The sequence below is a fragment of the Streptomyces sp. NPDC050433 genome, assembly GCF_044458565.1.
Lineage (GTDB): Bacteria > Actinomycetota > Actinomycetes > Streptomycetales > Streptomycetaceae > Streptomyces.
The window spans coordinates 254,319-267,822 of the sequence record NZ_JBITIB010000006.1; the positions used below are offsets into that span (position 1 = coordinate 254,319).

The 13,504-nt window shown below is 70.3% G+C and carries 12 protein-coding genes; 2 read left to right on the top strand and 10 right to left on the bottom strand.

Features of this window, described 5'->3' with window-relative positions; genetic code table 11:
• Positions 1-28: 28 nt before the first annotated feature.
• The 4 genes from ACIBLA_RS10280 to ACIBLA_RS10295 form a co-directional block, all read right to left on the bottom strand.
• A complete protein-coding gene (locus tag ACIBLA_RS10280) occupies positions 29-2,080 on the bottom strand; it encodes an APC family permease (RefSeq protein WP_363245093.1) in 2,052 nt (683 codons plus the stop codon).
• Positions 2,081-2,199: 119 nt separating this feature from the next.
• Complete coding sequence (locus ACIBLA_RS10285) at positions 2,200-4,305, bottom strand: MMPL family transporter (protein WP_399198351.1); 2,106 nt, start codon at positions 4,303-4,305, stop codon at positions 2,200-2,202.
• A 180-nt stretch (positions 4,306-4,485) separates the two neighbouring features.
• Positions 4,486-4,752, bottom strand: a complete 267-nt coding sequence (locus ACIBLA_RS10290) for a hypothetical protein (RefSeq protein ID WP_363245096.1) — start codon at positions 4,750-4,752, stop codon at positions 4,486-4,488.
• Positions 4,749-5,090: a winged helix-turn-helix domain-containing protein gene (locus ACIBLA_RS10295; protein ID WP_363245097.1), complete on the bottom strand. Its 342-nt coding sequence runs from the start codon at positions 5,088-5,090 to the stop codon at positions 4,749-4,751. Before ACIBLA_RS10295 ends, ACIBLA_RS10290 begins: the two co-directional genes overlap by 4 nt.
• A 317-nt stretch (positions 5,091-5,407) precedes the next feature.
• Between ACIBLA_RS10295 and ACIBLA_RS10300 the strand changes: the two genes are divergently transcribed.
• Positions 5,408-6,076: a TrkA family potassium uptake protein gene (locus ACIBLA_RS10300; protein WP_363245098.1), complete on the top strand. Its 669-nt coding sequence runs from the start codon at positions 5,408-5,410 to the stop codon at positions 6,074-6,076.
• Complete coding sequence (locus ACIBLA_RS10305) at positions 6,076-6,747, top strand: TrkA family potassium uptake protein (RefSeq protein WP_363245099.1); 672 nt, start codon at positions 6,076-6,078, stop codon at positions 6,745-6,747. Before ACIBLA_RS10300 ends, ACIBLA_RS10305 begins: the two co-directional genes overlap by 1 nt.
• 434 nt (positions 6,748-7,181) lie before the next feature.
• Here the strand turns inward: ACIBLA_RS10305 and ACIBLA_RS10310 are convergent, their stop codons facing one another.
• From ACIBLA_RS10310 to ACIBLA_RS10335, 6 genes are all read right to left on the bottom strand, one after another.
• Positions 7,182-7,913, bottom strand: coding sequence for a DUF3159 domain-containing protein (locus tag ACIBLA_RS10310; protein ID WP_363245100.1), 732 nt, complete (start codon positions 7,911-7,913; stop codon positions 7,182-7,184).
• Positions 7,914-7,916: 3 nt separating this feature from the next.
• Positions 7,917-8,303 carry an OB-fold nucleic acid binding domain-containing protein gene (locus ACIBLA_RS10315; protein WP_363245101.1) on the bottom strand — a complete coding sequence of 129 codons (387 nt, stop codon included), beginning with the start codon at positions 8,301-8,303 and terminating at the stop codon, positions 7,917-7,919.
• A 33-nt stretch (positions 8,304-8,336) separates the two neighbouring features.
• Complete coding sequence (locus tag ACIBLA_RS10320; protein WP_363245145.1) at positions 8,337-9,059, bottom strand: response regulator; 723 nt, start codon at positions 9,057-9,059, stop codon at positions 8,337-8,339.
• Positions 9,060-9,088: 29 nt separating this feature from the next.
• Positions 9,089-11,632 (bottom strand): sensor histidine kinase KdpD, encoded by a 2,544-nt coding sequence (locus tag ACIBLA_RS10325; protein ID WP_363245102.1) that lies wholly within the window; start codon positions 11,630-11,632, stop codon positions 9,089-9,091.
• A gap of 200 nt (positions 11,633-11,832) precedes the next feature.
• Positions 11,833-12,573, bottom strand: a complete 741-nt coding sequence (locus ACIBLA_RS10330) for an ABC transporter ATP-binding protein (protein ID WP_399198352.1) — start codon at positions 12,571-12,573, stop codon at positions 11,833-11,835.
• A gap of 157 nt (positions 12,574-12,730) precedes the next feature.
• Positions 12,731-13,504, bottom strand: a complete 774-nt coding sequence (locus ACIBLA_RS10335; RefSeq protein ID WP_363245104.1) for a DUF3710 domain-containing protein — start codon at positions 13,502-13,504, stop codon at positions 12,731-12,733.

Sequence of the window (13,504 nt, forward strand, 5' to 3'; positions counted from 1 at the left end):
TCCGGTGAGCACCCCCCACCGACACACCTCAGTGCCGGTCCGTCGGCTCCTTCTTCGGCCGCGTGTCCACCGGCCCCCGCCGTACCGAGCCCGGCGCGGTCCAGTCCGCCCGCCGCCGCGCGCGCTTCTTCGCGACCTCGGAGGACTCCAGCTGGTACGGCACCGAGGTGACCATCACGCCCGGTGTGAAGAGCAGCCGCCCTTTGAGCCGTAGCGCGCTCTGGTTGTGCAGCACCTGCTCGAACCAGTGGCCGACCACGTACTCGGGGATGAAGATGCTGACCACGTCGCGTGGATTCTCGGTGCGCAGGCCCCGTACGTACTCGATGACGGGGCGGGTGATCTCGCGGTACGGGGAGTCGAGGATCTTCAGCGGCACGTTGATGCCGCGCCGCTCCCACTCGTCCTTGAGCTGCTTCGTCTCGACAGGGTCGACGTTGATGCTCAGCGCCTCCAGCCGGTCCGAGCGGGTCAGCTTCGCGAACGCGAGGGCGCGCAGCGTCGGTTTGTGGAGCTTGGAGACCAGCACGATGGTGTGGACACGGGAGGGCCGTACGCCGTCGCCGCCCGGACCCTCGACGGCGGCGATCTCGCGCGCCACGTGGTCGTAGTGCCGGCGGATCGCGGACATCGTCCCGTAGAAGATCACCATGCCGAGCAGGGCGACCCATGCCCCGTGCGTGAACTTGGTGGCCAGAACGACGATCAGGACGAGCCCGGTGAAGAAGGCGCCGAAGGCGTTGATCGCGCGTGAGCGGATCATGTGGCGGCGTTTGGCCTTGTCGCGTTCGGTCCGCAGATGCCGGTTCCAGTGCCGGACCATGCCCGTCTGGCTGAGGGTGAAGGAGACGAAGACGCCGACGATGTAGAGCTGGATCAGCTTGGTCGAGTCCGCCCCGTACACCCACACCAGCAGGGCGGCGGCGCCGGCCAGCAGCACGATGCCGTTGGAGAAGGCGAGACGGTCGCCGCGGGTGTGGAGCTGGCGCGGCAGGTAGCGGTCCTGCGCGAGGATCGAGCCGAGCAGCGGGAAGCCGTTGTACGCGGTGTTGGCGGCCAGGAACAGTACGAGCGCGGTGGCCGCGGCGAGCAGGACGAAGAAGAAGGTGTCCGGGCCGAAGACGGCGGAGGCGACCTGGCTGATGACGGGGTTCTGGACGTAGCCCTCGCCGACCGGCACACCGTCGCGGAGCAGATCCCTGGCCGGGAACTCGGCCATCTTCACGTCGGTGGCCATGGCCAGGCCGATGATGCCGCAGAACATGGTGACCGCCAGGGTGCCCATCAGCGCGAGGGTCGTGGCCGCGTTCTTGCTCTTGGGCTTACGGAAGGCGGGGACGCCGTTGCTGATGGCCTCGACGCCGGTGAGGGCCGCGCAGCCGGAGGAGAACGCGCGCAGCAGCAGGAAGACCAGCGCGAAGCCGGCCAGTCCGCCCTCCTCCGCCTTGATCTCGAAGTGGGCGGTGGGCGCGGCCATGGTGTCGTTGAGGACGAGCCCGCGGTATGAGCCCCACACGATCATGATGAAGACGCCGGTGACGAAGACGTACGTCGGAATGGCGAAGAGCTTGCCCGACTCCCGTACGCCGCGCAGATTCATCAGCGTCAGGAGGACGATTATCCCGATCGCGCACAGGACCTTGTTCTCGATGACGAAGGGAACCGCCGAGCCGAGGTTCTCGACGCCCGAGGAGATGGACACGGCCACGGTCAGGACGTAGTCGACGAGCAGCGCGCTGGCGACGGTCAGTCCGGCCTTGGGGCCGAGGTTGGTGTTGGCGACCTCGTAGTCGCCGCCGCCGCTCGGGTAGGCGTGCACGTTCTGCCGGTAGGAGGCGACGACGGTGAACATCAGGACCACGACGGCCAGTGCGATCCAGGGGCTGAAGTGGTACGCCGACACGCCCGCGATGGAGAGCACCAGAAGGACTTCCCCCGGCGCGTACGCCACTGAGGAAAGCGGGTCGGAGGCGAAGACGGGCAGCGCGATGCGTTTGGGGAGGAGCGTTTCTCCCAGCCTGTCGCTGCGCAGCGCCCTCCCGATCAGGATCCGCTTGGGCACGTCGGTCAGTTTCGGCACGATGAGGATCGTAAGCCGTCCGGCATACGCGGTCCCAAGCACCACCCCGCCTGGGCCCGCCCAGGCCCCGGCGTCGCCTCCTGTGTCACATTCGGCGACGCCGGGACTGCGCTACGGCGTCAGACGCGCTCCGGCGCACGCTCCTCGGTGCTCCCGTACGCGGACTGTCCCGTTCCGCTCCCGTCCCCGCGGAACAGCCGCCCCGGCCACCAGAACCGGCGCCCGAGGTCCAGCGCGAGCGCGGGTACCAGCACCGTACGGACCAGGAAGGTGTCCAGCAGGACGCCGATGCCGACGATCACGCCCATCTGCGCCATCGTCACCAGCGGCAGCGCCGCGAAGACGGCGAAGGTCGCGGCGAGCACCACACCGGCCGAGGTGATGACGCCCCCAGTGCTGGTCAGGCCCTCCAGGACACCGCGCCGGTGACCGATCCGCAGCGCCTCCTCGCGGACCCGGTGCATCAGGAAGATGTTGTAGTCGATCCCCAGGGCGACCAGGAAAACGAAGCCCATGAGCGGGATCGACCAGTCGACACCGGCGAAGCCGAAGACGCTCTCGAAGAGCAGATTCGAGGCGCCGAGCGCGGCGAAGTACGACACGACGACCGTCGCGAGCAGCAGCAGCGGCGCCACCAGCGCACGCAGCAGCAGGATCAGTACGACCAGCACCACCACCAGCACCACCGGGATGACGATCCGCAGATCCCGGTCGGCGGCCCGCTGGGTGTCCAGGGTCTGCGCGGTGGCCCCGCCGACGAGCGCGTCGGCGCCGTCGACCGTCCGTACGGCGTCCCGGAGCCGGTCGACGGTGTCCTTGGCCGCCGCGCTGTCCGGGGCGTCGGTCAGCACCACCGACAGCGTGGCGAGGCGGCCGTCTGGCGTACGGTCCCCGGCCTCGACGCGCGCGACGCCCCTGAGGTCCCGTACGGCCGACTCGACGTCGGCGGCACGGTCGGCGCGTGTGACGACCTTCGCCGGGTCGGAGGCGCCCGACGGGTAGTGCGCGGAGATCAGTTCCTGCGCCACGACCGATTCGGGCTTCTCCTGGAACATCTCCGACTGCCGCAGCCCCATGTCGATGCCGAAGGCGCTGAGCGCGAGTACGCCGGTGACGCCGACCGACATCAGCCAGGACCAGCGCGGGCGCCGGGCGACCAGGGCGCCGATCCGGGACCAGACGCTGGACTCCTTGCGGGCGGGGGTGCCGAAGCGCGGGATGAACGGCCAGAAGACCCAGCGGCCGGCGATCACCAGCAGCGCGGGCAGGATCGTGATCATCGCGAGGAACGCGCAGACCACCCCGACGGCGCCGACCAGGCCCATGGAGCGCGAGGAGTTGATGTCGGCGAGCGCCAGACAGGCCAGTCCGACGGCGACGGTGCCCGCCGAGGCGAGGATCGCCGGGCCCGAGCGGCGCAGCGCGGTCCTCATGGCCTCGTGACGGTCCTCCTGGCGGTGCAACTCCTCTCGGTAGCGGGCGATGAGCAGCAGCGCGTAGTCCGTACCGACGCCGAAGACGAGCACCATCAGGATGCCCGCGCTCTGCGGATCGACGGGCAGATGGCCGTACTTGGCGAGCAGATAGGTGCCGACCTGGGTGAGTACGGCGGCGAAGCCGACGGACAGCAGCGGGAACAGCCACAGCAGCGGGCTGCGGTAGGTGATCAGCAGCAGGACGGCGACGACGAGGCCGGTCGCGATCATCAGTGTCGAGTCGAGGGTGTCGAAGACGGCGACGGAGTCGGTCAACGAGCCGGCGGGGCCGCCGACCTCGGCCTCCACGCCGGGCGGCGCGTTGGCGCCGGCGATGTCGCGGAGTTCGTCGATCTTGGCGGTGATCTCGTCCTCGTACGACAGGGGCACGACGACCATCAGGGCCTCGCCGTCGTCGGACCGTGCGGCGGGCGGCAGTTGCTCGCCCTCGGCGACGAGCGGCGCGAAGCCCGCGCGGTCCGCGTCGGCCTTCGCGGCGGCCCCCTCGCCGGTGTAGACGACGACGGCCGGCATGAGTGTGTCGGTGCGGAACTTCTCCAGTTCGGTGTTGACCTTCGCGGATTCCGCGCCACGGGGCAGGAACGCGTTCGGCCCCGTCTCCTCGACCTCTCCGAGCTTCCCGGCGAGCGGGCCGAGCGCGACGGCCAGGATCAGCCAGGCGACCAGGACGAACCACTTCCCGCGGCTGCCACCGGGGGCGGCGGCGAGCCGCTTCGGCAAGGTGGTCATGAGTAGTCTCCTCGGTGTGGAGTGAAGGGCACACTCCTCCCGCACCGCGGCGTGATGGTTTGCCGACCTGCCGCGGCGCGTGGGGTGGTGCCCCGAGTGATGGATCTCCATGAGTACGGCCGGGAGCTGCAACTCCCGGCCGTACGACTTCACTTGGGCCCGTGTCCGGGGCCGGCCCGGCTACTCGATCTCGCGCATCATCTTCTCCATCGACGCGATCGAGCCACGGGCCTGCGTCAGCTCGTCGAGCGTGCGACGGTGCAGCTCGACGTTGTCCTCCAACAACTGCGCGTACTTCATGGCGAGTTTCTTGTACTGCTCCTCGCGCGCCGCCAGCATGCGGGCGCGCCAGGTCGCCGCGACCTGCCAGACGACCACTATGAGGAACAGGAAGACGCCGCCGGCGCCGACGACTCCCGCCAGGTCCGTCCAGCCCGATTCGTTCATTTCGCGGACTCCTTCATGCTCGTTCTCTCCTCCTCGGTGAGCGTCAGCGCCGCCGAGGCGACGGACTGGGGGGTCAGGGCGAAACAGAACGGCGTCAGCTCGAAGTACTTCATCGACTTCCCGCTCTCGGACAGCTCCAGCGTCCCGACGACGAGCCCGGCCGTCTCCAGCCGCTGGAGATGCATGTGCAGCAGCGGGCGGCCGATGCCCAGTTCACGGGCGAGCCGGCTGACGTAGTTCCGGCCCTCCAGAAGCGCGCCGACGATCCGCATCCGGTGCGGATTGCCGAGCGCGGCGAGCACTTTGAGCAACTCGTCGCCGGTCGGGACCTGTTGCACCCCGGCCCCCCTTCATCAGCACCTGTCAGAGGAGGCTGACAGTAGTCGTTCGCACCTGTCAAAGAAACCTGACATATATCAGGGTCGACTGAGGGGAAGTCGGGGTCGTCTCGGGGGTCGTCTCGGGGTCTCCCCCGACGGCTCCCCGCCGTCTCCCCGACACGGGTGACGGCACGGCGGACGCGGACGCATAAGCTCAGTGCCGGGCGGTGCCCCGTACGGTTGGCCCGTCCGTGGCCCGGCGCCCGGAGAAGGAAGAATGAACCAGGTGTTTACGCAGGTCAGCTCGGCGAACAGAACTGCGGGGTAAAGAGGACGTGCACATCGTCATCATGGGCTGCGGCCGGGTGGGAGCCGCGCTCGCGACCAGCCTGGAGCGGCAGGGGCACACGGTCGCGGTCATCGACCAGGACCCCACGGCGTTCCGCCGGCTCGGCTCCGGCTTCGGCGGGCGGCGTGTCAACGGCGTCGGCTTCGACCAGGACACCCTGCGCGACGCGGGCATCGAGGACGCGGGCGCGTTCGCCGCGGTCAGCAGCGGGGACAACTCGAACATCATCGCCGCCCGGGTGGCCCGCGAGATGTTCGGCATCGAGAACGTCGCCGCGCGCATCTACGACCCCCGGCGCGCCGAGGTCTACCAGCGGCTCGGCATCCCCACCGTGGCGACCGTCCGCTGGACCGCCGACCAGATGCTCCGACGGCTGCTGCCGTCCGGCGCGGAGCCGCTGTGGCGCGACCCGAGCGGGGGCGTACAGCTCGCCGAGATCCACACGTCGGCCGCCTGGATCGGCCACAAGATCAGCACCCTCCAGGAGGAGACGGGCGTACGCGTCGCGTTCCTCACCCGGCTCGGCGAGGCCATACTGCCGACGTCGCAGACGGTGCTCCAGGAGGGCGACCTCGTCCACGTGATGATGCGGACGGACGAGATCCAGAAGGTCGAGGCGGCTTTCGCCGAGGGTCCTGAGGAGGGCGGTCACTGATGCGCGTCGCGATTGCCGGAGCCGGCGCGGTGGGTCGTTCCATCGCGGGCGAACTGCTGGAGAACGGCCACGAGGTCCTGCTGATCGACAAGGCGCCCACCGCCATCTCGGTCGAGCGGGTCCCGATGGCGGAGTGGCTGCTGGCCGACGCGTGCGAGATCACCTCCCTCGACGAGGCGGCGCTCCAGCGCTGCAACGTCGTGATCGCCGCGACCGGGGACGACAAGGTCAACCTGGTCGTCTCGCTGCTGGCCAAGACGGAGTACGGCGTGCCGAGGGTGGTCGCCCGCGTCAACAACCCGAAGAACGAGTGGCTGTTCAACGAGTCGTGGGGCGTCGACGTCGCGGTCTCCACCCCGCGGCTGATGTCGGCGCTGGTCGAAGAGGCGGTGAGCGTCGGCGATCTCGTACGGCTGCTGCGCTTCAGCCACGGCGACGCGAACCTGGTGGAGCTGACGCTGCCGCCGGAGTCGGCGGTGACGGGGACCCAGGTCGGGGACGTGGCCTGGCCGGAGGACACGTCGCTGGTGACGATCATCCGCGGCTCACGGGTGCTGACGCCGCACCCGGAGGAGACGCTGGAGGCGGGGGACGAACTGCTGTTCGTGGCGGCGCAGGCGCGCGAGGAACAACTGGAGGACCTGCTGTCGGTCCGCCGCGAGGACGCGTAGCGCTTTGCTGTTGCGGGGTGCCGGGTCCGGTCGGGCCGGGTGCGCCTGCGGCGCGCTGGGTGGGTTGCGGTGGTTGCCGGGTGCCGCTCCGGGGTCATGCCCGGACGGCATGATTTACGGCGCGTGCCCCGTTCGTTGGTCTCGGGGGAACCGGCATTCCCACGCGCCACAAATCAGCCTGAGTGTCCGACCACGCCCCCTGCGCGTCCCCCTTCAGCCCGCAGGACCGGCAGTGGGCTTGAACAGCATCACGTGGCGGCGTGAGGGGGGCGGGGTCGCAGGAGGGGTGTGTTCGGACACTCAGGCTGATTTGTGGCGCGTGAACAAGCAGGGTCAGCGGATCCAACGAGCCCTGCACGCGCCGTAAATCATGCCGTCCGGACATACCCCTCCGGAGACCCCGCCCCCGCCCGTCAGCCGACAACAGCAACCCCCTACCGCTGCTCCCGCGAAGCTTCCTCCGCCTCCATCTCAGCGAAGACGTCAATCGGCGCCGGCGCCTTCGCCAGGAACACCCACGTCAGATACACCGCCAGCAGGAACGGCGGGATCTTCAGCGACACCAGCACCCAGCCGAGCTGCGTCGTGTCCGCCCACCAGTACAGCGGGAAGAGGATCGCGCACTTCGCGAGGAGGATGAACCCCCACGCGTAACTCGCCTTCGTGTACGCCGACTTGCGCCCCGGATTCCGCGTACGCCAGGACAGGTTCTCCTTGAAGACCGGCCCCAGGATCAGCCCGATCAGCGGCACCCCCGCGACGCTGGTCGCGATGTACGCGACGGCCAGCCCCAGCGTGTAGAGCATGCCCGGCAGATAGAAGTCCTTCGCGTTGCCGGTCATCATCGCGAAGACCACGCCGAAGGCGACCCCGAAGACGCCGCTGAAGGCGTGCTTCACCGTGTCGCGGCGGATCAGCCGGACGGCGACCAGCAGCAGCGACACCGCGAGCGCGGCGATCGCCGAGACGTGCAGGTCCTTGTTGATCGTGAAGATCGTGACGAAGAGCAGTCCGGGGACGACCGTCTCCACCATTCCGCGCACGCCACCGAACGCCTCGAAGAGCGCGGCCTCCGTCACAGCCTTGGCGTCCGGGTCGTTCTGCGGGTCGGTGCCCGCGGGTGTGTCGGGGTCTGTCGTCGCGGCAGGCTTGTCGATTGACGTCACCGGCTACTCCTGTCCGAGCGGTCGGAGTTCGTATTTGGGGTTGAACAGCACCCTGCGGCCGTGGCTCATGGAGATCCGGCCGGATGCGATGAGCTTGCGGCCCGGCTCTATGCCCGCTATCGAGCGCCGTCCCAGCCACACCACGTCCAGCGGCGCGGTGCCGTCGAACAGCTCCGCCTCCAGCGCGGGCACGCCGGCCCGCGGACGCAAAGTGACCGTCCGCAACGTACCAGTCACCTTCACTATCTGGCGGTCGCCGCAGTCGCAGATGCGTGTGCAGCCCGAGGCCTGCGCGTCCTCCCGCAGCTCCTCGGACTCCAGGTCCTCCTGGGAGCTGGACAGCCTGTCGAGCATCCGGCGGAAGCGGCCGGCCGGCTTGTCAGCACTCATGGCTGAAGCGTACCGGGGTCCGCGGGCTCCGGATCATCGGTCGAACCGGTAGCCCATGCCGGGCTCGGTGACGAAGTGCCTGGGGTGCGAGGGGTCCGTCTCCAGCTTGCGGCGGAGCTGGGCCATATAGACCCGCAGATAGTTGGTCTCCGTGCCGTAGGAAGGCCCCCAGACCTCCTGGAGGAGTTGTTTCTGGCTGACGAGGCGGCCCGTGTTGCGTACGAGGACCTCCAGCAGGTGCCACTCGGTCGGGGTGAGCCGTACGTCGCGGCCCTCCCGGTGCACCTTCTTGGCCACCAGGTCGACGGTGAACCCCTCCGTCTCGACCATCGCGACGGAGTCGTCGTCGCCGGAGCCGACGGGCTCGGCGCGGCGGACGGCGGCGCGCAGCCGGGCGAGGAGTTCGTCCATGCCGAAGGGCTTGGTGACGTAGTCGTCGGCGCCCGCGTCCAGCGCCTCGACCTTCTCGTCCGAGGTCTGGCGCGCGGAGAGCACCAGGATCGGGACGCGGGTCCAGCCGCGCAGGCCCTTGATGACCTCCACACCGTCCATGTCGGGCAGGCCGAGGTCGAGGATGACGACGTCCGGGTGGCGGGCGGCGGCGAGTTCCAGGGCGGTCGCGCCGTCGGGGGCGGAGTCGACCTCGTACTTGCGGGCCTTGAGGTTGATCACGAGCGCGCGCACGATCTGTGGCTCGTCGTCGACCACGAGCACCCGCACGGGTCCTCGGGAGTCTCCCCCGGCGGGTGGCGCCATGGTGGCCTGCCTTTCTGCTGTGCCGCCGGTCATGAGACGACCTGGGCGGGTAGTTCGGGGCCGGCCGACGCGAGGCCCGGTACGGCCGTGAGATCGATGACCATGGTCAGTCCGCCGCCGGGGGTGTCCTCGGCGGTGAGGGTGCCGTCCATGGCGTCCACGAAGCCGCGGGCGACGGCGAGGCCGAGGCCAACGCCCGCCCCGCGCGGGGCGTCCCCGTGGCGCTGGAAGGGCTCGAAGATGCGTTCCTTGGCCTCGTCGGGGACGCCGGGGCCGCGGTCCACGACGCGGACCTGGACGCGGGCGCCGAGCGAGCTGGCCGCGACGGTGACGCGGGTGCCGTCGGGGCTGTACTTGACGGCGTTCTCGACGATGTTGGCCACCGCGCGCTCCAGCAGGCCGGGGTCGACGGCGACCATCGGCAGCGACTCCGGGACGTCCAGGTCGACGCTGTCCTCGGGGACGCCGCCGAGCGCCATGGGGACGACCTCGTCCAGGTCGATCTCGCGGATCAGCGGGGTGACGGTGCCGGTCTGGAGCCGCGACATGTCGAGGAGGTTGCCCACGAGGTGGTCGAGGCGGTCTGCGCCGTTCTCGATGCCTTCGAGGAGTTCGGCGTGGTCCTCGTCGGACCATTCGACGTCGTCGGAGCGGAGCGAGGTGACGGCGGCCTTGATGGCGGCCAGCGGGGTGCGCAGGTCGTGGCTGACGGCGGCGAGCAGGGCCGTACGTATCCGGTTGCCCTCCGCGAGCCTGCGGGCGCCCTCGGCCTCCCACACCAGGCGCTGGCGGTCCAGTACGACGGCGGCCTGGGCCGCGAAGGCGGAGAGGACCCGCCGGTCCTCGGCGGGCAGCACCCGGCCGGAGAGCGCCAGCGCCATGTGGTCGCCGACGGGCATGTCGACGTCGGCGGCCTCGGGGCGGTCGACGGGCCGGGGCCCGACGCTGCCGGCGCGGGTCCACGGGTCGACGTCGCTGGTGCGTTCCAGCAGCGCCACGGACTCCATGGCGAACGTCTCGCGTACGCGCTCCAGCAGGGCGTCCAGGGTCGTCTCGCCCCGCAGCACGCTGCCGGCCAGGAAGGACAGGATCTCGGACTCGGCGCGGAGTCTGGCGGCCTGGTGGGTGCGGCGGGCGGCGAGGTCGACGACGGAGGCCACGGCGACGGCCACCGCGAAGAAGATCACGATGGCGACGAGGTTCCTGGGGTCCTGGATCGTGAGGTTGTGGGTGGGCGGGGTGAAGTAGAAGTTCAGCAGGAGCGAGCCCACGGCCGCCGAGGCGAGCGCCGGGCGCAGTCCGCCGAGGAGGGCGGCGAGCACGGTCAGGAAGAGGAAGAGCAGGACGTCGTTGGCCAGGCCCAGGGTGTCGTCCAGCGCGGTGAGCAGCAGCGTCAGCAGGACGGGGGCGGCGACGCCGGCCAGCCAGCCGGAGACGATCCGGGAGCGGCCGAGGCGGGCGCCGTGCGCGACGGGCAGGCCGCGGCCCTTGGCGACCTCCTCGTGGGTGACGATGTGGACGTCCAGGTCGGGTCCCGACTCGCGGGCGACGGTGGCACCGACGCCGGGCCCGAACATGTACTGCCAGGCCTTGCGGCGGCTGGAGCCGAGCACGATCTGGGTGGCGTTGACGCCGCGCGCGAACTCCAGCAGGGCCGAGGGGACGTCGTCTCCGATGACGTGGTGGAAGGTGCCGCCGAGGTCTTCGACCAGGGTGCGCTGGACGGCCAGTTCCTTGGGAGATGCCGAGGTGAGGCCGTCGCTGCGGGCGATGTAGACGGCGAGGATCTCGCTGCCGGACCCCTTGGCCGCCATGCGGGCGGCGCGGCGGATGAGCGTACGGCCCTCGGGCCCGCCGGTGAGGCCGACGACGATGCGCTCGCGGGCCTGCCAGGTGGTGCGGATGTTGTGCTCGCCGCGGTACTGCTGGAGGTATTCGTCGACCCGGTCGGCTGTCCAGAGCAGGGCCAGCTCGCGCAGCGCGGTGAGGTTGCCGGGGCGGAAGTAGTGGGAGAGCGCGGCGTTGACCTTGTCGGGCTGGTAGATGTTGCCGTGTGCCATACGGCGGCGCAGGGCCTGGGGCGACATGTCGACAAGCTCGATCTGGTCGGCCCGTCTGACCATCTCGTCGGGGACGGTCTCGCGCTGCCGTACACCCGTTATCGACTCGACGACATCACCGAGTGATTCCAGGTGCTGGATGTTGACGGTCGAGACGACGTCTATGCCGGCCTGGAGCAGTTCCTCGACGTCCTGCCAGCGCTTGGAGTTACGGGAGCCCGGCACATTGGTGTGGGCCAGTTCGTCCACCAGGGCGACGGCGGGGCGGCGCGCGATGACCGAGTCGACGTCCATCTCGGTGAAGACGGTGCCGCGGTGCGGCAGCTCGCGGCGGTGGACCTGTTCGAGGCCCTGGAGCATGACCTCGGTGCGAGGCCGGTTGTGGTGCTCGACGAACGCGACGACGCAGTCGGTGCCGCGCTCGATACGCCGGTGGGCCTCGGAGAGCATCGCGTACGTCTTGCCAACGCCGGGTGCCGCGCCCAGATAGATCCTCAGCTTGCCGCGTCCCATGGCCCCATTGTCTTCTCACCGAGCCGCTTCGTCCCCTCGCGGCCTCCCGCCCGAACGTACAGCCAAGGATGACGCCAAAACGGACATGGGGTGGGGGGCCGGGTCCGTCTTGACACGATTCTGATGGGCGTCCTGCCAGGGGGTGTCTTGTCGATCAGGCCGGATCAGGGAGCGCCCGCAAGACACCCCCTACGGGAGCTTTACGGGAGCGGGGTGCGCTCGTGTTCCACGAGGTGGCCGTCGGCGAGTTCGAGCACCCGGTCGGCGAGGCCGAGCAGCTGCGCGTCGTGGGTGGCCACGAGCACGGTGACGCCCTCGCTGCGTACGACGGCGCGCAGCAGCTCCATCACGGCCAGGCCGGTCTCCGCGTCGAGCTGCCCGGTGGGCTCGTCGGCGATCAGCAGGGCGGGCCGGTTCGCGAGGGCGCGGGCGATGGCGACGCGCTGCTGCTGGCCGCCGGACAGCTCGCCGGGCCGCTGCGCGGCGTGGTCGCCGAGACCGACGAGGGCGAGCAGCAGCGCCACCCGCTCCTCGCGCTCGCGCGGGTCGGCCCGGCGCAGCCGCAGGGGCACGCCGACGTTCTCGGCGGCGGTGAGGATGGGCAGCAGGCCGAACGACTGGAAGATGAAGCCGATGCGGTCACGGCGCAGGGCGAGCAGCCCGTTCTCGCCGAGCGTGGCGAGGTCCGTGCCGTCGACGGTGATCTGTCCGGCGTCCGGGGAGTCGAGGCCGCCGACGAGGTTGAGCAGGGTCGTCTTGCCCGATCCGGAGCGGCCCTTGAGCGCGATCAGCTCGCCCCGCGGCACGGTGAAGGACACCCCGCGCAGCGCGTGGACGGCGGCGGCGCCGGTGCCGTACGAGCGGTGCAGGCCGGTCGCCCGCACCATGGGTTCGGCCGTCCCGGCGACGGCGGCCGTGCCGGTGCTGCTGCTCTCGGTCATGCGTCTTCCCCCGTACGGTGCGGATGGCCGGGCGTCAGTATGTGCAGGCTACACACGGCCGGGCAATGGTGACGGAGGCCGGAAACGGCGGTGGACCGTGCCCCGTCACGGGAGCGCGGCCCACCGGCGCGTACGGCGAAGAGGGTGAACCCCCGGGTCAGCGCACCTCGGTGATCTCGGGGCCGCGCTGGAGCTGCCCCATGCCGCCGGCGAAGCGTGAGCCTTCCTGCTCCTCGGCCTGCTGGACGCCCTCGGCAACCATCTGCGCGTCGTCGGGGAGCTTCAGGACGATCGGGTCGCGGGGCGCCATCGGGCCCTCGCCGCGCACGACGACCGTGTCCTTGAAGATCTGCTCCAGCAGCCCGGCGGCGTCGGGCTGCACCGCGCCCTGTCCGGAGATCACTCCGCGCAGGAACCAGCGCGGCCCGTCGACGCCGATGAAGCGCACGAGCTGTACGCCGCCGGTGCCGTCCGGGAGCTGTACGGGCACCTGGGCCCGCAGCTCCCAGCCGAGCGGGCCCTCGACCTCGTCGATGATGCCGCCCTGCTGTGTGATGCCCGAGGCGATCTCCTCGCGCACCTCGCTCCAGATGCCCTCCTTCTTGGGAGCGGCGAAGGCCTGGAGCTGTACGGCGCTGTCGCGTACGACGACGGTCGCCGCGACGATCGCGTCACCCGCCACCTCTACACGAAGCTCCATTCCGTCGACCCCGGGGACGTAGATGCCGCCCAGGTCGACCCGGCCCTCGTCGGGCTTGGAGACCTCGGAGATGTCCCACGGCCCGTCGGGCCGGGGGGCCGGGGGAAGATTCACCCGGCGGGGCGTCTCGGCCCCGTCCTCCGTGTCATCGGCGTCGATGTCGTCGACGACCTGCTCGGCCTCGCCCGCCGTGTCCTCGGCGGTACCGCTCTTCTTGCGACGTCCGAACAC